General features: G+C 65.7%; 24 protein-coding genes and 1 tRNA gene. 9 read left to right on the forward strand and 16 right to left on the reverse strand.

What is annotated here, in order from left to right:
- Positions 1–231: 231 nt before the first annotated feature.
- The 4 genes from trxA to EII42_RS09525 all read left to right on the forward strand — a co-directional run bounded on the left by trxA (position 232) and on the right by EII42_RS09525 (position 3,583).
- Positions 232–579 carry a thioredoxin gene (gene trxA, locus EII42_RS09510; protein WP_125171892.1) on the forward strand — a complete coding sequence of 116 codons (348 nt, stop codon included), beginning with the start codon at positions 232–234 and terminating at the stop codon, positions 577–579.
- 139 nt (positions 580–718) lie between these two features.
- A complete protein-coding gene (locus EII42_RS09515; protein WP_158676472.1) occupies positions 719–1,507 on the forward strand; it encodes an HAD hydrolase family protein in 789 nt (262 codons plus the stop codon).
- A gap of 103 nt (positions 1,508–1,610) precedes the next feature.
- Positions 1,611–2,954, forward strand: a complete 1,344-nt coding sequence (locus EII42_RS09520; RefSeq protein WP_125171894.1) for a uracil-xanthine permease family protein — start codon at positions 1,611–1,613, stop codon at positions 2,952–2,954.
- 38 nt (positions 2,955–2,992) lie between these two features.
- Positions 2,993–3,583, forward strand: coding sequence for a hypothetical protein (locus EII42_RS09525; protein WP_125171895.1), 591 nt, complete (start codon positions 2,993–2,995; stop codon positions 3,581–3,583).
- A 194-nt stretch (positions 3,584–3,777) separates the two neighbouring features.
- On the opposite strand, the gene EII42_RS09530 is transcribed toward EII42_RS09525, so the two are convergent.
- Positions 3,778–3,851: transfer RNA gene (locus EII42_RS09530), tRNA-Arg, on the reverse strand.
- Entirely contained in the window at positions 3,842–4,462 is a 621-nt protein-coding gene (locus EII42_RS09535; RefSeq protein ID WP_125171896.1) for a histidine phosphatase family protein, read from the reverse strand. The genes EII42_RS09530 and EII42_RS09535 overlap by 10 nt, the downstream gene beginning before the upstream one ends.
- Positions 4,463–4,581: 119 nt before the next feature.
- Between EII42_RS09535 and EII42_RS09540 the strand changes: the two genes are divergently transcribed.
- Both EII42_RS09540 and EII42_RS09545 read left to right on the forward strand, forming a co-directional pair.
- On the forward strand, positions 4,582–5,958 hold the full coding sequence (locus EII42_RS09540) for a UTP--glucose-1-phosphate uridylyltransferase (RefSeq protein ID WP_125171897.1): 1,377 nt from the start codon (positions 4,582–4,584) through the stop codon (positions 5,956–5,958).
- Positions 5,955–6,308, forward strand: a complete 354-nt coding sequence (locus EII42_RS09545) for a hypothetical protein (protein WP_125171898.1) — start codon at positions 5,955–5,957, stop codon at positions 6,306–6,308. The genes EII42_RS09540 and EII42_RS09545 overlap by 4 nt, the downstream gene beginning before the upstream one ends.
- 93 nt (positions 6,309–6,401) lie before the next feature.
- On the opposite strand, the gene mscL is transcribed toward EII42_RS09545, so the two are convergent.
- The 4 genes from mscL to EII42_RS09565 all read right to left on the reverse strand — a co-directional run bounded on the left by mscL (position 6,402) and on the right by EII42_RS09565 (position 8,485).
- Positions 6,402–6,770, reverse strand: coding sequence for a large conductance mechanosensitive channel protein MscL (mscL, locus tag EII42_RS09550; protein ID WP_125171899.1), 369 nt, complete (start codon positions 6,768–6,770; stop codon positions 6,402–6,404).
- A gap of 152 nt (positions 6,771–6,922) precedes the next feature.
- Positions 6,923–7,537 carry an SAF domain-containing protein gene (locus EII42_RS09555; protein WP_125171900.1) on the reverse strand — a complete coding sequence of 205 codons (615 nt, stop codon included), beginning with the start codon at positions 7,535–7,537 and terminating at the stop codon, positions 6,923–6,925.
- Between the two features lie 52 nt (positions 7,538–7,589).
- A complete protein-coding gene (locus EII42_RS09560; RefSeq protein ID WP_125171901.1) occupies positions 7,590–7,865 on the reverse strand; it encodes an FmdB family zinc ribbon protein in 276 nt (91 codons plus the stop codon).
- A gap of 59 nt (positions 7,866–7,924) precedes the next feature.
- Complete coding sequence (locus EII42_RS09565; RefSeq protein WP_125171902.1) at positions 7,925–8,485, reverse strand: 5-formyltetrahydrofolate cyclo-ligase; 561 nt, start codon at positions 8,483–8,485, stop codon at positions 7,925–7,927.
- Positions 8,486–8,554: 69 nt separating this feature from the next.
- Between EII42_RS09565 and glp the strand changes: the two genes are divergently transcribed.
- Positions 8,555–9,835 carry a gephyrin-like molybdotransferase Glp gene (gene glp, locus EII42_RS09570; protein WP_125171903.1) on the forward strand — a complete coding sequence of 427 codons (1,281 nt, stop codon included), beginning with the start codon at positions 8,555–8,557 and terminating at the stop codon, positions 9,833–9,835.
- Positions 9,836–9,909: 74 nt separating this feature from the next.
- Positions 9,910–10,638: a hypothetical protein gene (locus EII42_RS09575; protein ID WP_125171904.1), complete on the forward strand. Its 729-nt coding sequence runs from the start codon at positions 9,910–9,912 to the stop codon at positions 10,636–10,638.
- 35 nt (positions 10,639–10,673) lie between these two features.
- Here the strand turns inward: EII42_RS09575 and EII42_RS12965 are convergent, their stop codons facing one another.
- On the reverse strand, positions 10,674–10,811 hold the full coding sequence (locus EII42_RS12965) for a hypothetical protein (protein ID WP_158676473.1): 138 nt from the start codon (positions 10,809–10,811) through the stop codon (positions 10,674–10,676).
- 26 nt (positions 10,812–10,837) lie between these two features.
- Between EII42_RS12965 and EII42_RS09580 the strand changes: the two genes are divergently transcribed.
- Positions 10,838–11,038 (forward strand): VOC family protein, encoded by a 201-nt coding sequence (locus EII42_RS09580; RefSeq protein ID WP_125171905.1) that lies wholly within the window; start codon positions 10,838–10,840, stop codon positions 11,036–11,038.
- Here the strand turns inward: EII42_RS09580 and EII42_RS09585 are convergent.
- The 9 genes from EII42_RS09585 to EII42_RS09625 form a co-directional block, all read right to left on the reverse strand.
- Positions 11,035–11,346: a TfoX/Sxy family protein gene (locus EII42_RS09585; RefSeq protein ID WP_125171906.1), complete on the reverse strand. Its 312-nt coding sequence runs from the start codon at positions 11,344–11,346 to the stop codon at positions 11,035–11,037. The two genes, EII42_RS09580 and EII42_RS09585, sit on opposite strands and share 4 nt — an antisense overlap.
- A gap of 2 nt (positions 11,347–11,348) precedes the next feature.
- Positions 11,349–11,690, reverse strand: a complete 342-nt coding sequence (locus EII42_RS09590) for a VOC family protein (RefSeq protein WP_125171907.1) — start codon at positions 11,688–11,690, stop codon at positions 11,349–11,351.
- Positions 11,687–12,505, reverse strand: coding sequence for a hypothetical protein (locus EII42_RS09595; protein WP_125171908.1), 819 nt, complete (start codon positions 12,503–12,505; stop codon positions 11,687–11,689). Before EII42_RS09595 ends, EII42_RS09590 begins: the two co-directional genes overlap by 4 nt.
- A gap of 188 nt (positions 12,506–12,693) precedes the next feature.
- Positions 12,694–14,502, reverse strand: a complete 1,809-nt coding sequence (locus EII42_RS09600; RefSeq protein WP_125171909.1) for an ABC transporter substrate-binding protein — start codon at positions 14,500–14,502, stop codon at positions 12,694–12,696.
- A gap of 220 nt (positions 14,503–14,722) precedes the next feature.
- Positions 14,723–15,523 (reverse strand): ABC transporter ATP-binding protein, encoded by an 801-nt coding sequence (locus tag EII42_RS09605; protein WP_125171910.1) that lies wholly within the window; start codon positions 15,521–15,523, stop codon positions 14,723–14,725.
- On the reverse strand, positions 15,516–16,514 hold the full coding sequence (locus EII42_RS09610; RefSeq protein ID WP_125171911.1) for an ABC transporter ATP-binding protein: 999 nt from the start codon (positions 16,512–16,514) through the stop codon (positions 15,516–15,518). Before EII42_RS09610 ends, EII42_RS09605 begins: the two co-directional genes overlap by 8 nt.
- Positions 16,511–17,425, reverse strand: a complete 915-nt coding sequence (locus tag EII42_RS09615; protein ID WP_125171912.1) for an ABC transporter permease — start codon at positions 17,423–17,425, stop codon at positions 16,511–16,513. Before EII42_RS09615 ends, EII42_RS09610 begins: the two co-directional genes overlap by 4 nt.
- Positions 17,425–18,534: an ABC transporter permease gene (locus EII42_RS09620; protein WP_125171913.1), complete on the reverse strand. Its 1,110-nt coding sequence runs from the start codon at positions 18,532–18,534 to the stop codon at positions 17,425–17,427. The genes EII42_RS09615 and EII42_RS09620 overlap by 1 nt, the downstream gene beginning before the upstream one ends.
- Before the next feature lie 7 nt (positions 18,535–18,541).
- The gene (locus tag EII42_RS09625; RefSeq protein ID WP_125171914.1) at positions 18,542–19,654 is read right to left on the reverse strand and encodes a Gfo/Idh/MocA family protein; all 1,113 of its coding nucleotides are present in this window, start codon (positions 19,652–19,654) and stop codon (positions 18,542–18,544) included.
- Between the last annotated feature and the right edge of the window lie 24 nt (positions 19,655–19,678).

A 19,678-nucleotide genomic window follows, 5' to 3' on the forward strand; every position in this document is an offset into this window, starting at 1 on the left:
GTTCGCGATCACCTTCGCCGGACGGTTCGAGAGAACCACTCACTGATGAAAACCGCCGGACCCCACACACCGAATTTCGGACAGACCCCGCCACCATCGCGGGCCCGCCAACTCGTCGGGGAACCGACCCGGTGCGGGCCTGCCGGAACCACGTGACTCTCGAAGCAAGGAGTTGGGAATATCTTCTCGGCCACCGGCGTTGTAGCCCTCAGAGAACAGGAAGGAAAGACTATGGCGACTGTTGCTTTGACGGCCGAGAACTTCGTGGAGACCGTAGAGGGTAACGACGTGGTGCTGGTGGACTTCTGGGCCGAATGGTGTGGCCCCTGCAAGCGCTTCAGCCCCATCTACGAAGACGCCTCTGGGCGGCACACCGACGTGGTGTTCGCCAAGGTAGACACCGAGGACGCGCGCGACCTGGCTGGCGCGATGGAGATCCAGTCGATTCCGACGATCATGGGCTTCCGCGGGGGCAAACTGGTGTTCCGCCAGTCCGGGATGTTGAATGGCAGCCAGCTGGATTCGCTGGTGGCCCAGATCAAGGAGTTGGATCCGGCGAAGCTGGAGGCCGAGAAGTAACGCCTCACTCAAAGCCGCAGGGATCGGTCCGACGTGCGTCGGGCCGATCCTTTCTGTCCTTGCCGCCGAGTGAAGTTCGGCAGGGGCTGTGTGCGTCGTCGGGATGGGCCGTAGGCTTGCAGCGAGGAAAGGGGGCGCTATGCCAATTCGCCTGGCACTGCTGGATGTGGACGGCACCTTGCGTCAAGGGAGGCAGTGGAATCCCGGCGCGGTGGAGCTGATCCGGCTCCTGCACGGCGCAGGAGCCGTCGTGGCGCTGTGCTCCGGGCGAGGGGCCACCTCGATGCGGCGCATCACAACCGATCTGCCGGAGGTGAGCTACTTTGCGTCAGCCAGCGGTTCGGCGGTGTGGCGCCGTGCGAGCGCTGGGTGGGAACTTGTCGCGCACCGCCCGCTGCCGCGGGCGATCATTGAACGGGCCGTCTGCGTCGCCGGGGAACTGGGGCTGGACCTGTGGGCGTACACCGACGAGCAGTGGTTGATTACCCGCCACACACCGATCATTGATCGCGAAACCTGGCTTGTGGAGGACCGTGCCACGGTGGCTGACTTCCATGCCGCGCCGCGGATCGGGAAAATGCTGTTTCTGGGCGCCGGGGACCGGCTGGACGAGCTGAAGGAACTGGTGCACTCGCCGGAGACGGTGCTGGTGCAGTCGGGGCCACACTACGCGGACATCGTGACCCGGGAGGCGTTTGCCGCCAAGGGCGGAGACGTGGTGCTGGCCGAGACCGGGATCGGTTGGGGCGAGGTGCTCGCGGTGGGGGATTCGGAGAACGATTTGGGCATGCTCGGCAGCGCGGCCTTCGCCATCGTCGTTGGAAATCACCTGGACCCGGCGAGGACCCCGGCCCCGCAGGGCACGATGCGGCTGGCGGTTCCGGACACCCAGGCGGCGCTGGAGACGGTGCGCGGGCTGCTGTCGTAGGCGCCTGAATTGGCTGCTGCGGTTGCGCGTTTCTGCGCCCGGCGCGCGGCAACTGGTCGGATTGTTTTAGACTCCCGCCGGAAGCGATTGAAGGAGCTTAGGAATGGGCGTGTTCGGGTGGCGGGTTCACGGCGACGGTAGGCATATTCCGCCGGGCGAGGTGGTGCAGCCCGACGAGCGGCTCGCCTGGCCGCTGACGGTCGGCATCGGCGCCCAGCACGTCGTGGCCATGTTCGGGGCCACGTTCCTGGTGCCGCTCATCACGGGCTTTGATCCGGCGACGACGCTGTTCTTCACCGGCGTCGGCACCATCCTCTTCCTGCTGATCACCGCCGGGCGGCTGCCCAGCTATCTGGGATCGTCGTTCGCGCTTTTGGCGCCGATTGGGGCGGTCACCGGTTATGTCGCGGGCGGGGGCGGGGTCCTGGACCCGGAGAAGGCTTCGCTGGCCCAGGGCGGGGTGATCGCGACGGGCCTGGCCCTGGCGTTGGTGGGCGGCGTGGTGCATTTCGCGGGGGCTCGCTGGATCGACAAGCTGATGCCGCCCGTCGTCACTGGCGCCATCGTCTCCCTGATCGGATTCAACCTGGCTCCGGCGGCATGGAATAACGTGAAGCAGGCCCCGGTGACGGCGGTGGTGACCATCGCGTCCATCCTGTTCGTGACCGTGTTCTTCAAGGGGATCATCGGCCGGCTCTCCATCCTGATCGGCGTGCTGGTGGGCTACGGCGTCGCTATTGTGCGCGGCGAGGTGCAGTTCGACGCGATCTCGTCCGCCGGCTGGGTGGGGCTGCCCGTCTTTCGCGCGCCTTCCTTCGACGTGACCCTCCTGGGGCTGTTCGTTCCCGTGGTGCTGGTGCTGATCGCGGAGAACGTCGGGCACGTCAAATCGGTTGCAGCGATGACTGGCAGGGAACTCGACGACGTGACCGGCCGTGCGCTGTTGGCCGACGGCCTGTCCACCGCGCTGGCCGGCTCCGGCGGCGGCTCTGGCACCACTACTTACGCGGAGAACATTGGTGTCATGGCGGCCACTCGCGTGTACTCCACGGCCGCCTATGTGGTGGCGGCGGTAATCGCTGTCGGGCTGTCGATGCTGCCAAAGTTTGGCTCCCTGATCGCCACCATCCCGCCGGGCGTGCTGGGTGGGGCCGCGACGGTGCTCTACGGCATGATCGGCATGCTCGGGGTGCGGATTTGGGTGCAGAACCGGGTCAGTTTCGCCGACCCGGTGAATCTGAACACTGCCGCAGTGGCGATGGTGGTGGCGATCGCCAACTACACGTGGGCCGTCGGGGAGATGACTTTTGAGGGCATCGCCTTGGGTTCGTTTGCTTCGATCCTGATCTACCATGTGATGCGGGCGATCTCTGTGTGGCGGGGCACGTCGCGGGAGGCCGCCAGCCCGGCTTCCGCGCCTGCGGGGGCGGAGGTGAGCAAGGATTAGTGGGCGTCGCCGGAAAGCGGCCCGAGTTAGGAGAGCGGATGTCTGACGCGATGAAGCAGCCCGAGGGCGGCTACGACCCTTACGCCGAGGAAGAGCTTCTCGGCCCGCAGCCGTTGGACCCTCAACTGACCTCGGCTTCTTCTCTGGCGCCCGCCCCCTATGGGGCGCCGGTAGAGGATTACGGTGCAGGGATTGCCCCCGCCCCGATGCCGGTTGCCGCTTACCAGCAGCAGCCCGTGTACCAGCCTGTGCCCCAGGTGAGTGGCGAATACGGCCCGGCGACGCCGCAGGGACGCTCGGCTGTGATGACCTCTGGGATACTCTCCATTTTCTTCGGTTGGATCGGGGCGGTTGGCTGCCTGAGCACGCATGGCGGCAACCGGCTCGCCCGCGCTAACCTGCGTTCAATCGCTAACCTGCACCTGACCGCTCTGATCGTGTGTGGCGGACTTTTCCTGGGTTCAGCGGTGTTCAGCGAAATCATGATTTTGCCATGGCTGCTGTCCTGCATGGTTTATGGCGTGCTGGCGATTATCACCGGTATCAACGCCCCGAGCGCCTACGATCGCGGTGAGGTGTACCAGCCGCCGCTGGCGTTCCCCCTGTTGCCGAACAAGAAGCGGAGCTGAGCCGGTAGCCGCCTCGATCCCGCGTCGACAGCGGGCCGGAGAGCGAGGCGGGCGAACCGCCGCCGGGCACCACGTCGCCGCATTCGGGGGTTGCCCGTGTGGCGCGTTGCCGGACGGCGGTTCTCGGCATCCTCCGTACCGGGAAGAAAGCCACGGAAAAGCCCGGGGCATCGAGGAGATGCTCCGGGCCGACGCGGCCCCGAGAGGATTCGAACCTCCGACACCCGCTTTAGGAGAGCGGTGCTCTATCCAACTGAGCTACAGGGCCAACGGGCACATCCTAGCCTGTGAGTGGCGTGCGCCACCAACACCGTCGTCGGGGAGGCTGGGGCCGGTCAGGTTTCGGCTGACCACCTCCGCGTTGGCGATGCGCCGCCAAACGACGTCCCGGTGGCCCCGCCCGTCGAGCACCGCCAGCAGCACCCGCAGCGTGTCCCCGTGCGAGACGATGACCACCTCGTCGCCGGGCTGCTGTATGGCCAGCAGCCGTTGGCAGAACTCCCGCAGCCGGGCGTGCACCTGGCGGATCGACTCACCTCCACCCCACTCGACCTCGGTGACGTGCAGGCCGGGAGGCGTGGGTTGCTCGGTCAGCTCGTCCACGTGCCGGCCCTCCAGCTCGCCCAGCGCCTGCTCGCGCAGCAGGGGAGAGCGCAGGGGCTTTAGCCGGTGGGGGGCCGCGATGATCTCCGCCGTTTGGGTCGCCCGCAGCTGGTCGCTGGTCCAGATGCTGGCGACGGGGTGCTCAGCCAGCCGCTCAGCCGCACGTTGGGCCTGCTCGACGCCGAGCGGTGTCAGCGGCACGTGCATCGTCTGGCCTTGGAGCCGGCGTTCAAGATTCCACGTCGATTCACCGTGTCGCACCAGATGTAGCAGCACGCTTTCCTCCTTCACCACCCGAGAGCCCGTGGCACACCCTATCGGCAGCGGCACCCCGGGGGACGAGGGCCGCGGGCACACGGTAGGTTTGTCGTGTCCCCTTAGCTCAGGAGGAAACAATGTCGCGAGAAGGACTCGCCGCCGCCCGGCAGAAGATGACGGACGCTGGGGTGGCTTCGCCCGCCATTGAGGTCTTCGCTAACTTCTACGGACAGCTCGAATCGGGTGCCACCGGGCTCATCCGGGAAGACACGATCAGCCCGCTCACACAGGTTCCCCACCTCGACGAGGTGGAGGTCTCCGACGAGGAAGCCCGCGACGCGCTCGGGAAGCTGGTCATCATCAAACTGAACGGCGGACTGGGGACATCGATGGGCCTGGACAAGGCCAAGACGCTGCTTGAGGTGCGTGACGGCCTCACCTTCCTGGATCTGTTGGCCAAACAGGTGCTGTCCGCTCGGGAGCGCCACGGCGCACGGCTGCCCCTGCTGTTCATGACGAGCTTCCGCACCGATGCGGACACGATCGAGTTCCTGCGCAAATACGACCGGCTGCCGGTCCCGGGCCTGCCGCTCACCTTCCAGCAGAACCAGGAGCCCAAGCTGCGGGCCGACGACCTGACGCCGGTTGAGTGGCCGGCCGACCCGTCGCTCGAATGGTGCCCGCCGGGCCACGGCGACCTCTACACCGCGCTGGAGGGCTCCGGCATCCTCGATAGGCTGCTCGACGAGGGTTTCCGGTATGCCTGCGTCTCAAACGGCGACAACCTGGGCGCTTCCCCAGACCCGCGCCTCGCCGGTTGGTTCGCGAAGTCGGGCGCGCCCTACGCGGCCGAGGTTTGTCTGCGTACCGTCAACGACAAGAAGGGCGGGCACCTGGCCGTGCGGAAGTCCGACGGGCAGCTGATCCTGCGAGACACCGCCCAGACCGCGCCTGAGGAAATGGACTTCTTCACCGACGAACACCGCCACCCGTTCTTCCACACCAACAACCTGTGGTTCGACCTGGAGGTGCTGCGCGCCACGCTGCGGGAACGCAACTCCGTCCTAGGCCTGCCGCTGATCCGCAACGAGAAGACCGTCGACCCCACCGACCCCACCTCCATTCCGGTGATCCAGGTGGAGTCCGCCATGGGTGCGGCGATCGAGGTATTCGAGGGCGCGACGGCGATCTGCGTGGGCCGCGATCGTTTCCAGCCGGTGAAGACCACCAACGAGCTTCTTCTGCTGCGCTCCGACGTCTACTCCCTCGACGACGAGGGCCACCTGGTGGCTGAGGGCGACAAGTCGCCGGAGATCAGCCTGGACGGCAGGTACTACAAGAAGATCGACGACTTTGCTGCCCGCTTCCCGGTTGCGCCGTCGCTGAAGGACGCCACCAGGCTCGCTGTGCAGGGCGACTGGACCTTCGCGGGCCGGGTCACCGTCGTGGGCGACGTAACCCTCACCGACGAAGGCGCGCCACGGGTGCTCGAAGACGGGGCTGAGCTGAAGTGAACGATCCTGCCGCGTTCGGCGTCGAATTAGGCCGAGCGTTGACGGGGGAGGAACTGCCGCTGACCACTGCGGAAACCGAGGATCTGACGAGCGAACTCGCCGACCTCGGCTGGGGCCCGGACCAGTTGGCCGCTGTGCGCCGCGAGCGTCAGGAGAGCGGAAAGCCCTGGCCATTCCCCGTGCGTAGTGACGTGGTCAGCGAGGTGGGGTTCGCTGTGTTCTCCGCCCGGCTGGCCAAGCTCAAGGAGTTGCTGGATCTTACCGGGTTGAGTCTGCAGCGCCCGGCGCGCCGCCCGCTCAACGCCGACGAGCGGCGGCTGAGTGCCGAACGCCCGCCGCACTGGGGCTGACCTCCGGGCCTTCAGCAGCCGGGGGAAGGGAAACGGGAAGTGGGGAGGAGCTTGCTGCCCCTCCCCACCATTCAGTTGCTTTGACGGTGCTGCTCAGGCGTTGCGCTTGGCCAGCAGGTCACGGATCTCTTCGAGGAGCTTCTCCTCGGCGGTGGGCTCTTCAGGCTTCTCCTCCTCGGCCTTCATGAAGCGAGTCTTGGCGAAGTTGTACGGTTTCACCACGAAGAAGTAGAGCACGGCGGCAACGATCAGGAATCCGACGAGCGCAGTGATGAAGTTGCCGATGTTGATGGGGCCGACGGTCACCTGGGAGAAGTCAGGGTTGCCGCCGATCAGACCGATGAGGTCCATGATCAGCTTGGTGAAGCTGTCAACGACCGCGGCGAATGCGGTGCCCATGATGAAAGCGACGGCAAGCTCGATGAGGTTGCCCCGCATGATGAACTCTTTGAAGCCCTGCATGATAGTGCTTCCTTTCCACCCGCGATCCGCGGGGTAGCTGTTGCGGCGCGTCAAACCGACGACCGCCTTAACGCAGCGGAATATACCTGCTTATCGGTTCAAACACTGGGCAGACACCAGCGGTTTCGCCAACTCCGAGGAAAATGCGCTTTTTACTTGCTTAAGCTTGGAGTCAAGACCACGGAGAGCTGACCGGATTGGCCCAGCACAGCAACGCCAGCTGCCTCGCTTGCTGGGATTTCCACCAACACCATGCCACCCGCCCCGGTGAGCCGCGTCGGGGACCCAGAACTAGCGGGTGATGCGGCAATGCTGCCGGAAGCGACCACTTCCGCCGTCTCGTGCAGCGCCACAACGAGGTCGACGCGCGCACCGGGGGTGAGCAGCTCACGCAACCCATCGTCGCGGATGCTCACCGGGACCAGCACATGGTCGGGGCGGGCTTGGCCGGGAAAAGATACGGCAGAGCGGTAGATGATCTGTCCGGGGCTCAACGGCACCGCCGAGTGCGCCCCGGCCAGTTGCTCCAGATCGAGCGGCTCACCGTCGCCCGCCAGCCGCAGGGGGACCTGTTCGACGCGCACCACGTCGGGTGTGAACGCCTCGCCGACGGCGATCCGCCGAGCCGCAACGGGAAGCGTGGCCGTGGGCTCGGCAGGACGAACCAGCGCCGAGCCCAGCGCATACAGGCACGCAGCAGCACACAGCGCGGCGAGCCAACGCCGGTGCCAGCGCACGAAAGAAACCAGGCGGGGAATCAGTTGCATACCCAATTACTGGCGGCCCGAAACCCCGGGCGCCCGGTTTCCCACAGCCCGGTCAGCTGGCGGCAGCGGGCGCGGCTGCCGCGGGGGCCGAGGAAGTGGTGGTGGCGGGCTTCACCGTCGAGGATGCAGCCGCAGACTTGCCGGCGGGGCTGGAGCGGGAGTCGGTTTTGTAGAAGCCGCTGCCCTTGAACACGACGCCGACAGCGCTGAACACCTTGCGCAACTCGCCGGAGCACTCCGGGCAGACGGTGAGCGGGTCGTCGGTGAACTTCTGGGTTACCTCGATCTCGCCCGCGCATTGGGCGCAGCGGTACTGGTACTTGGGCAATTGAACCTCTCAAGACAAGCTAAAACGGCCTGGGCAAGTGTAGCCCCAGACCGAGCGAATCAACGACTGGTGAACGCCGGCCCGTGGCAGCCGGACTCGGTCACCCAGCCGTCGCACGGCAGATCGAACGGCTCGCGCGGCACCTCCGCCACCACCTCAGCGTCGCGGGCCCACGCCACGACGAGCGACCCCGGGCTGCGGTGGGTGAGCGCGCGGTCGTACCAGCCGCCGCCCACTCCGAGCCGGAAGCCCGCCACATCCACCAGGAGACAGGACACGACGACGAGACCCGCCTCGGCCAGGGAACCACACCCCAGGCGCGGCCCCGTCGGCTCCGGGATGCCCCGCCAGCCCGGGCGGGTGTCCGGCCAGCCAGTGAAGCGGGCCCAGTCGGGCTCCCGGGTGAGCACCGGCAGCCGGACCTCCCAGCCGCCGGCGAACAGTTCGTCGACCAACGCGGTGGTGCCCGGCTCGCCGGGGGTGCTGGCGTAGACCGCAGCAATCCCGGCCTCGGCCAGCCACGGCCTGAAGTGTGCGAGCCTCGCCCGATCCTCCTGCGCCAGCGCCGCATCTACCCGGGCCAGCCGCACGGCCTCCCGCAGTTGAGCTTTGGATCGCATGGCGAAATGCTACGACGCGCTGGCGTGCCCTGACTATCCAGCAACGAGGTTGGCGACTATCGTTTGATCATGGCTTGGTTTGGCAAGAACAAAGTGAAAAACACGGCCCCCGAAGAGGTGGTTGAGGAGCCGATGTTGCCTCCGCCACCCGCGACGAATCAGGCCGGGCAGCGTTCCATGCAGGACCACGCCGAGTACCTGCTTGGTCTCGTCGAGCCACTCAGGCCGTTCGGCATGGGGCTGCTCGAATCCTGGGGTCAGGTGATCTGCGAAGACGTCGAGTCGCTCGTCGACGTGCCCGCCCACTCCACCGCTCTCGTTGAGGGTTACGCGGTACGGGCCGCGGATCTCCACGACGAGTCAGGCCAGCGCGTCGAGACCATGCACCTGTTCCAGCTCTCCGGGCGGCTGCCCGTCGGCGCGGTCCAGCGCGTCGGGGTGGGCGATCGGTTGCCGCCGGGCGCCACCGCGGTGCTGCCGGAGGTTTACGTCGCGCTCGAAGGTGAGCAGGTGCGGGTCTTCGAGACGGTCGTGGACGGAGAATACGTGCGCAGCAAGGGCGAACACCTCGCGGCCGGCCAGCCGCTGCTGCGCCGGGGAGACGTGCTCGACGACCGGGCCATCGGTCTACTGGCCAGCGGCGGCATCGACAAGGTGTTCGTGCGCCCGCGTCCCAGGGTGGTGGTGATCGGCTCCGGCGAGGGGCTCGCGGAGCCGGGGCGCGCGGGCGGCGAAGGCGAGGCCAGCGTCGCGAACTCGTACCTGATCGCGGCCGCCGCCAAGGCCGCTGGGGCCGCAGTGTTCCACACCATCGTCGGCACCAACGACGAGGTGACGCTCGCCCAGGCGGTGACCGATCAGCTGATCCGGGCCGACCTGGTGATCTCCGCCACCGGCGGAAAGCGCGAGGACTATGAGGCGATGGCGGCTGCGCTCGGCACGCTGGGGCAGATTGACTCCGCGCAGCTGGCGATGACCCCGGGACGCACCCAGACCTTCGGGCTGATCGGTGAGGACCGCATCCCCGTCCTGATGTTGCCCGGCAATCCTGTCAGCGCCTACGTCACCTTCCAAGCGTTCTGCTGGCCGATCATCCGCAAGCTGGCGGGTGCGGATCCGCGCCGGAAACTGGTTCGTGGCATCACCACGATGAACATTCGTTCCGTTCCGGGCCACACACACCTGCTGCGCGCCACGACGGCCACCGAATCGGGCATCAATCGGGTCACTCAGGTGTCCCGCCCGCACGCTCTGGCAGAGCTGCGGGAAACAGACGTCCTCGTGGTGCTGGACGCCGACACCCAGTCCGTCGCGACCGGGCAGCATGTTTACTTCTGGGAACTCAACTGAACACACTTTGTGGGATTTCGCTCTTGCCGACGTGTCACGAGTGCAAAACTGGACTTGTTGTTTAACGTTGGCACATGCTCGCTGGGATCCTCATCGCCGTCCTCCTCATCGGAGGCCTGGTTGTCGCCATCCCCTGGATGTCCGAGCAACGCGCTGACGAGTACGAGGATGACGCCACCGCTGAGCGTTTTTCGGACTCCATGCGGATCGTGCCCGTGGATTCGATCGAGATGGGTGACACGGGCGCCGTCTCGACGCCGCTGACGCGCGCCGCGGAACGGCAGGGCCTGCGGATGACCGCTAAGCGGGCGGCGAGGCGTCGGCTGACGGTGCTGCTCACCCTCCTCGGGGTCGCGTCGGTGTTGGGGCTGGTGAGCGCTTTCGGTTGGCTGCCCTGGTGGTCCGCGCTGATCCCTGTGACGTTGAGCGTGGTGTTCCTCGGGATCGCCCGGTTCACGGTGGTGGAAATGCACCGCAAACTCGACGCCTACGCGGCCGCACTGGACCGTGGGTTCCAGGAGCAGGAGGACACCGTGGTCATTGAGGTGGAGGCGGAGGAGACCCACTCGACGGAGTTCTCCGTCGATCTCGCGGCACCAGTGCCGCAGGGATCGTTCTGGGATCCAGTGCCGGTGACGGCACCCACCTACGTGCAGAAGCCGCTCCTGCCGCGCACGGTGCGCACCATCGACCTGTCCAGCCCGGTAGTGGAATCGATGCCCCTGGTGCCGACGGCAGACCACCCCGACGCCGAAGCTGAGGAATCCCGCCCGTTGTCGTTTCGGCGCGTGGCAGGCCAGTAGCGTCCAGGCCACGGGAAGTGGCTGGCCAGCGCCGGTCAAGCTGCGGCCGCGGCGACATCGCCGGTTGAGACGCTGAGCACCTTGCGTACGTCCTTGGGCGGCGCAACGAGCACGCTGCGGGTTCGGGGCCAGCCGTCGAGCAACGGCCAGTCGACTCCAGCGAAGCACAGCACCCCGCGAGAACAACGTCGAGTACTGGGTGGCCCGCTACCACCACGTCGGGTTCACCGCCCCCGACATCCACGACGCGGCGCGGCGCATCGTGGCCGCCGGAGGGCGGGCGCGGACGGAAGTGCTCACCGTCGACCCGGAACGCGGGTACAGCATCGTCTACCTGGAGGATCCATGGGGCACGGTGCTGGAGCTGTGCTCGCACCCCTACGTGGAGATGTGGGGCTAGCGCCTCCGCTTCGGTGAGGGAAGCTGCGGCAGCATGGCCCTTACCAGTTGCGCGACGAGCGTCGGGTCCTCAACGGTCACCAGCAGCATCGGGCTGCCGCCCGGGTAGGGCTCCTCCGCAGGGGCGTCGGGCAGGAGTTCCCGCGCGGCGGGGATGTCCTTGACGAGGAAGCGGTCGTCGTAGATGCCGCCGAACACTTTGCCGTCGCAGTAGAGGACATATTCCCCCATCATCCTGCGGCTGCTGACGCCGTCGAGCTCGCGCAGCAGGTCGAGCACCCACGCGAGGTGGTCCGCGGTGGAGGCCATCGCTACTCGACCTCCTGGGCGAGCAGCACCTGGTTGCCGTCCGGATCCAGCAGCGTGACCATGCGCACTACGCCGTAGTCCTCCACCTCCCCGACGGCGAGGCCTGCGGCGGCGCAGTGGGTGAGGGCATCGTCGAGGCTGGGCACCCCCAGGATGGTCGAGGCGCTCCCCGGCCGATCCGATGTCGACACGTGCAGCCAGGCGTTGGGCGCAATCTCCCACTCGACGGTGTCGTCGGCCGGCACCACGTCGGGCTCGCGGCCCAGCAGCGCCGAGTACCAGGCGAGCGCGGCCGGAAGTTGGCTCACCGGGTGCACCGCCACCGCGCTGGTGAACTGGATCATCTGGCTGTCCTTTCGGTAGGGGCATGCGGGATTCTCGGGGCGCCAGAGGCGACCAGCCAGGCGAAAAGTAGGTAGAAGGCCCAAGAAACTACCGGCCACCATGGGGCGAGAAGCAACGGATCGGGGAATCGGATCACGATGACCTCGGAGAACAGGCGGAGTGTAATCACCACGAGCACGGCAGGCCAGACTGAGTGAAAGCGTCGGCGCAGCGCCAGCAGCAATGGGACGACGAACACCGCATCACCAATGTTCAGGAGCAGGCGCGTCGGGTCCACTGGAGACAGACTTGTGGCGGCCACGATCGGCAGCTTCCAAAGGCCGTAAGACAGGCCCATGAGCAGCGCGACTGGCCAGAACCCCCACGACGCGGTGCGGCTCGCCGGCCATCCCCACCAGCCAACCTCGGGTATGACCACCGCCACGGCGCCCGCCCCGAAGACCAGCAGCATCAACGGATGCCAGGGCAGCACTTCCTGCCAGGAGGACAACCGCCAACTCGTGAATAGGAAAGGCGCGAGCAGGTCGAGTGCAGGGATCAGTGTGCCAATCCCGACGGCGAGCAGCGCGCCCTTGCCGGACCAGCGCAGGGCCAGGTGACCGATGAAATCGCCTCGGCCGCGCCCCGCCCCCATGAGCAGTGCGGTCAACAGCGGGCTCGCGTAGGCAAGCATCACGAGCACGCCTGCGTCAGCTTCGTCGATCAGTTTCAACAGGATCGGCGTCATCATCAGCGTGCTTAGCGCAATGGTGGCCAGGCAGTAGCTGAATATCTCTAGTGGATCCACGGGCAAGCCGTGTCCGTCATCTCTCATCGGGCCTCGCAATCGTCGGGCAGTCAGCCCAACTCTAGCCCCTCCCGGGGCTATCGACCCTGGCCGTCGGGGCCTCTCGGGGCGCTGCTCAAGGAGGGGGAGAGGCGGTCGAAAAGTCGTGAAAGTGCGGCGGGTGGCCGATCGGATTGGCAGATCGGCCACCCGCCGCGTTCGGGGGCCTGCGTGGCTTATTTCGCGGGCGAAAGCTTGCCTTCGTACATGAACACGGGAACGAAGTTGTCGGAGTAGAAAGAGTTCAGATAGAAGTCGCTCTGCTCTGGGAACCCGGCCACCTTGCTGGTGACCACTGGGTTGTTGCCGAACCTCTCCACCAGCGGCAGCACGGGCAGCAGCTCGTTGAATGCCTGGGCCAGCCTGGTGGTCTTCGCCACCTGCTCCTCCGGCCGGCCGAATGCGCTGTCACGAACCTCCTTCTCCAGATCCATCGCGCCCAGGACATCAGTCTCCACCTGCAGATTGAAGCCCATACCCTTACCCTCGCCGAGCTTCGGGTAGTTGAAGTTGATCAAGGCCGCGTTGTAGGAGTCCGTCGGGAAGGGGTTTGACGCACCCCACGCCTGGATGGCCAGCTGGAAGTTGCCGTCCTGGACATCCACCTCCTGCTGACTGGAGTCCACGCCTATGGGGGTGATCCTGATGCCGAATGCGTTCGCCTGCTCAGCCAGGCTCTGCCCCGCGGCGGCCCAGTCGACGTAGTCGCCGGGGAAGACCAGATCGTACTGAGCGGGCTTGCCTTCCTTGGTCATCCACTGGTCGCCGCTCTTGGTCCAACCCGCTTCCTTGAGCAGCTGCTCGGCCCGGTTCAGGTCGAGGTCGTAGGCGGTCAGCTTGCTGGCGGCGTCGGGCGAAACCCAGTTCTCGATTGCGTTGTCCGACAGCCCGGTCAGGAAACGGACGCCCTTGCCGGACTCGCCCAGCGAGATCGCCCCCATTTCGTCGCGGTCGAGGAAGAACGCGAAGGCCTGCCGCACGCGCTTGTCCTGGAATTCGGGCAGCTGGGCGTAGTTGAAGAACAGTGCCGGGCCGGTGTAGGTCGGGGGGCGGAGGATCCGGTAGCCCTGCTGCTCGAACTGTTTGGTGGTTGCGACGGGGAACCCGTCGGTTGCGTAGTGCACATCGCCGGAAAGAACCAACGGCGTGATGGTTTCGGTGGATCCGCTGTAGACGGTGATGGTGTCGAATCCAATGGAATCGGCGCGATATCCGTTCTTGTTGAGCACGAGAGTCAACTGCGAGTTGGTCATGGCGGAGGTGTTGATCGTGAACGGGCCGGAGACGATGGGCGTCTCAATCTTGATCTCCGCGATGCGGGCCGTCAGCGCCTTCGCCTCGGGGGAGTCCGCGGCCGTCTTCTTCTTGAACAGTTGGACGGCCTCGTCCACCACCTCGCTGTATTGGGCACTCGCGGCTGGTCGTTCGCGCATGATCCAGTACACCGCGATGGGTGCCGGGGCGTTCAGCATGAAATTCACGGTGGAATCGTCGACCAGCTCGATGTCCTTGATGTAGTGGAAGACTGGCTGCTGCATGGCATAGCGCATCGCGAACGTGTCGTACACGTCCTTCGCGGTGAGGGCCGAGCCGTCGCTCCACTTCAGGCCTTGGCGTACCTTGTACGTGAACGTGAGCCCATCGTCGGACAGCGCCGAGGACTCGTCGGCGAGCAGGTGGTAATACTCCTGCTTGTCCCAGTTGTAGATGCCGCCGGGCAGCATGATCAGATCCTTGAGGTAGCCGAGGTTCGTCGGGATCGAACCGGTCACGCCCGAGAGGGTGTGAAAGTTTCCCTTGGGCGGCAGGTCGAAGGACTGGTCCGCGCCAAAGTTGCGGTTTCCTCCGCCGCCAGCGGTGTCTCCACGGTCGCCAGTCCCGCCACCAGCCGAGCAGCCGGCCAGCAGCAGCAACGAAGCCAACGCTGCGCTCACCGCCGCAACGATGCGGCGGCCGAGCCTTCGTCGTGGTGAGGTGTGGGTCATTGTTCTTCTCCTGTTCGGGGGTTTTTCCTGGGACTAGCCGAGCTTCGTCCGCCGAGTCGAACGAGCAGCGCGCTACAGCCAGCCAGCAGTGCGCCGATCGTGAGAGATAGGACGGCCACTACCCCAGCGGCGCTTCCGCTGGGAACCGTCAGCAAGCTGATGCCCGCCAAGAAACTGATCGAAAGCCCGGCCACGATTGCCTGCCGGGCCAGCTCTCCGGTCACGACGTACCCCCAGCCGGGCCGTCGTCGAACCTGATCATGGGCAGCGCATCGATGAGCGCCCGAGTGTACGCGTGGCTGGGGGAATCCATGACTTCGGGTGTGGGGCCGTACTCCACCAAGTGACCGAGATAGAGCACCGCAGTACGCCCCTCCCAGGCGAAATGCCGTGCCAAAGTGAAGTCGTGGGTGATGAACAGGAAACCGACGCCCAACTCGTCGCGCAGTTCGGACAGCAGGTTTATCATGCTGCCCCTAATGGAGGCGTCAAGCATCGACGTGGTCTCGTCCGCGATGATCAGAGCGGGATCGGTGGCGAGCGCCCTGGCCAATGCCACCCGCTGGCGCTGACCGCCTGAGAGCTGATGGGGGTAGCGGTTCAGGAACGAGTCGGTTGGGGTCAGCTCGACGCGTTCGAGCAACTCCGCCGCGCGCTGGCGTGTTCTGTTTCGTCGGGCGCCCAGCGCGGACCGCACCGTGCTGAGGACGGTGCGGGTGGGATTCAGCGACGCGTAGGGATCCTGATGCACGTACTGCACTTCTCGCCGGAAACCGGAGAAGTCTGCCCCCCGCAGCGAAGCGATGTCTCGCCCGCGATAGTGGATGCTGCCTGCGGTGGGCCGATCAAGCCCGGCAGCGATCCGAGCCAGGGTGGTTTTGCCTGAGCCAGATTCGCCTACCAGGCAGGTCACGCTCCCGGCATCGACTTGCACAGTGACATCCGACACCGCCGTCACTGTGCGAGAGGCGGTCCGGAACCGCTGTGTGATGTTGCGGATCTCCATCAGCTGTTCAGCCATCGTCACGCTCCTCCGAACACTCCTTCGGGAGATAGGCGACGTAGTGGGAGCCGCTCAGCCACACCGCTGAGCGCGTCACCGGTGTGATGTGCTGGGTCGAGCCCTCCTGAGTCGCGATTCCATAGCCCGCCAGCGACTCCCGGATGGTCCGGAGTCGACCGGGTTCTCCATCCCAGCGGGGGATTGTCTCCAGCAGCGCGCGGGTGTAAGGATGCTCAGGCTGGGTGAACACCTCCCGCGCGGTGCCTAGCTCCACAATGTGGCCGCCGTACATCACCGCCACCCGGTCGGCGATTTCCGCAGCCAGTGCCAGGTCGTGCGTGATGAAGATCATCGCGAAACCGATGCGCTCCTGCAGCGAGCGCAGGATGCCGATGATGGCTTTCTGGGTCAGGACGTCCAACGCGGTGGTTGGCTCGTCGAGTACCACCAGCCGGGGGCACAGCAGTAGGCCGAGGGCGATCAGCACCCGCTGCCGCATACCGCCGGAGAGCTGATGGGGATACGAGGCGAGGACGCGTTTGGGCTCCAGCATCACCATCTCCAGCAACTCGGTCATCCATCGTTCTAGCTCGGCGCCCTTTGGGCTACCTGCGTGAGCGTGGGCAGTCTCGACAAAATGCTGGCGAACGGTGAGCAGTGGATTCAGCGAATTCATTGCGCCCTGGAACACCACCGACATTTCTGTCCACCGTAGGACACGCTCCGCCTCCCCGGACAGAGTGGTCAACTCCACCTGCTGCCCGTTCTTCGTCTCGAACGAGATGCTGCCTGCGGCCACCCGGCCCCCCTTGGGCAGTAGCCCCAGGATCGCCAGTGCCAGGGTGGTCTTGCCGCAGCCGCTTTCCCCGGCTAGAACCAAGGTCTCCTGAGGGTGCAATGTGAAGTTCACACCCTCCACCGCCGTCACCGGGCTCCGGTTGGCGGTGTAGGTGATCTCCACCCCGGAGACCTCCAGCAGCGGCCGGTCGCGAGTCGTCGAAGTGTTCATTGTTGTTGTCCTGCCAGCCGTGGATTCAGGAGCTGCTCCAGGGTACGGGCGAACCAGATTGCGGAGAGTTGGAGCACGCTCACCACCAGCAGCGGAGCCATGATTGACCACGCGGCGTTGGTGAAGAACAAAGCCCCCTTGGCCCAGGCGTTGTTGATCATGATTCCCCAGTTGATTCCCGTCATCGGCGCTAGCCCAAGCAGATAGAGTCCGACCATCGAATACGTGGCGCCCGTCATCGCGAAGATGAAATGGATCATGAGGTAGCTGGCCATGTTCGGCAGGATTTCCCGTCCGATAATCACCGGGGTCGAGAGCCCGACGATGCGCGCGGCCTCTACGTACTCCCGCTCCTTCAGGGAGAGCACCTGGGCGCGAACCGCGCGAAGCAGGCCCGGCCAGCCGAGGGCCCCGAGCAGGAGGGCCAGCATCACCGGACTGTCCATTCGCACGTAGGCTGCCAGCACTACCAGCAACGCGAACTGGGGAATCGTCAGCATGAAGTCGGTCAGCTGGATCACCAAGGAATCCACCCAGCCGCGCAGGTAAGCAGCCAGAGCTCCCAGCACAACGGCGATACCCGTGGACACCGTGGCGGAGAGGACGCTGACGATGATGACGTCTCTGCCGCCGAGCAGGATCATGGTGAAGACGTCGCGCCCGTCGGCGTCCGTACCGAGCGGATACTCGGCGGATGGCGGGGTATAAACGAGGTTCGAGTCGGCGGGCGGGACCTCGACGAACCAGGGAAGGATCAGCGCCGCCAAGCACATGAGCAGGAACACCAGCCCACCGACGGTTCCGGTGATGCTGGAACGCAGCGCGGTGCGCAACCTGCCGCCGTGCCTGCCTGTTTGGGGGACGCCTGCTCGGGCCGCTGGGTCGTCGCTCGGAAAGAATGTCTGGCTCATCAATGGGCTCCCGCCACGCGAATCCGGGGGTCAATCCGGGAGAGAAGCAGATCAGCTAGCAGGTTGGCTAACACCACCGAAACCGTGATGATCAGGATGAATCCCTGAACGACGGGGTAGTCCCGGGCCTCGATCGCGTCGTAGAAGTAGTAGCCGACGCCGTCATACTTGAAGATCTGCTCCACCAGGGTCGATCCGCCGACGACGAAGCCCAGTTGAACCGCGAACTGGGTGAACAACGGCAGGATGGCGTTTCGGCCGACGTAGCTCACGTGGATGCGGGAGCTGGGGAGCCCGCGGGCCCTGGCGCTCACCACGTAGTCGTCCTCCAGAACCTGGGTGGTGGATGATTTCATCTGCAGGATCCATCCCCCGACGGAGGTGAGGGTGTAGACGGCGATCGGCAGGGCCGCGTGCGCCAAGGCATCGACGATGAACTCTGCCGTGAACCCAGGGTGGACTCCCGGGGTGACCGTCCCACGCAGAGCGCTCACGTTGAACCAGCGCAACTGGACGCCGAATACCACGATCACCAGCATGGCCCACATATAGTTGGGCACGGCGTTCAGTGCTGAGGAGATGTTGGTGACGAGGTGGTCGAGCCAACTGCCGCGCTTGTAAGCGATCAGTACGCCGAACGCAACCCCGATCAGGAAGGACAGCAGCAGCCCGAGCCCGACGCTGAACAGCGTCCAAGGCAGGTAAGCCAGGATGTAGTCGGTCACCGAGGTGCCGGGAGCGACGATGGACTGGCCCAAGTTGCCCCTGAGCAGGCCGGTGAGGTAGTCGAGGTACTGCTCCAGCAGTGGGGCGTTCGGATCGTAGGACAACAGCGACGAGGCGCGGGCCAGCGCCTCCTCGCGGCTCAGGCCCTGCTGACTCATGAGCCGCTGCACGTAGGCTTGGAGCGGGTCCCCGGGCATCCAACGCACCAACACGAAAGACAGGGTGGCCACCGCCCAGATCGTGATCAGGCTCTTCAGGATGCGGCCCAGGGCGTAGTTGTGCCGGATGCGGTGGCCGAGGCTGGGCCGTGGTGGCCCGCCGGATTCCCGCGCCAGCTCTGGGCTGAGCTGTGCTGCGTCGTCTGCTCGGGTTGGCTTAGACATGGTCGGGCTAGAAAGAAGTGCTCAGCTCGACGACCTGCCCGCAGCGGGCAGACTCGATGGCAGCGGTCATGATCTCCAATGCGTGTCGGGCCTTGTGGGCATCGGCGACGGGGCGCTCGCCACTGCGGACGCAATCGACCAAATGTTCCATCAACATCGCGCGGTGCAGCTGCTTTTCTCGCACGTTGTCGGCTTGCGTCAGTTCGCCCGGATCCAGCCAGCCGTCGACACCGGGGGTCAGATCTTGGACGAAGACTTCGAGCGGGTCGGAATCGCGATGGTAGATTGCCATCGCGCCGCGCCTGCCGAAAATCTCTACTTTGGGAGCCTTCGAAGCCAGTACGTTGAACGTCGCGTCCACCACGGCGAAGGTCGATTCGCCGAAGTCGAGCATGAGAAGGAAGTTGTCCGGGGTGGTTACGGGCACCTCAAGTCCTCCAAAAGGCCCAGTGCCGCGCACCGTGCGCACGGGCTCGGTGATACCGGCGAACGCCGAGACCCGCCGGGCCGGCCCCAACAGCGTGGTGATTTCCTGGATGCCGTAGACACCCATGTCGAACAGGGGGCCGCCGCCAGGCTGGTAGAACCAGGTGGGGTCAAATGGCCAGCCGTCGGGCCCGCCCCCGGGGCCGCCGTGGGAGCTGCGCACGCGCGCGAAGCACACCTTCCCGATTCGGCCTTCGACGATGAGGCGGCGGGCCTCGCGGTATTGGGCGTAGAGTGTGTCTGGGGGAGCGCACACGAAGACGAGGTCTCGTCGCGTGGCCTCTTCAATGAGTTCGTTCGCTTCTGCCACAGTGGTGGCTAACGGCTTCTCGCTCAGCAGGTGCCGTCCACTGCGCAGGATTTCCAGCGAGGTCTCGGCGTGCACTGAAATGGGGGTGAGGTTTGCTACTGCTTCGACGCGGTCGTCGCGCAGCATCTGGGCTAGCGAAGTGTAGACGGTGTCGATGCCGAACTTCTGCGCGGTTTGTTGCGCGTGCTGGGGTACGACGTCGGCCACGGCGACCACCTCGACTTTGTCTCGAATGGGGCCGAGGTTGGGCAGGTAGCCGTCCTCGTCGCCCGCGATCATGCCGGCTCCGAGAATCCCGAACCTTAGCGGCGTTTGCTGGGTCATGGCACTCCTTGCTTCGTTGCACAA

The sequence above is a fragment of the Tessaracoccus sp. OH4464_COT-324 genome (genome assembly GCF_003932855.1).
GTDB lineage: Bacteria > Actinomycetota > Actinomycetes > Propionibacteriales > Propionibacteriaceae > Arachnia.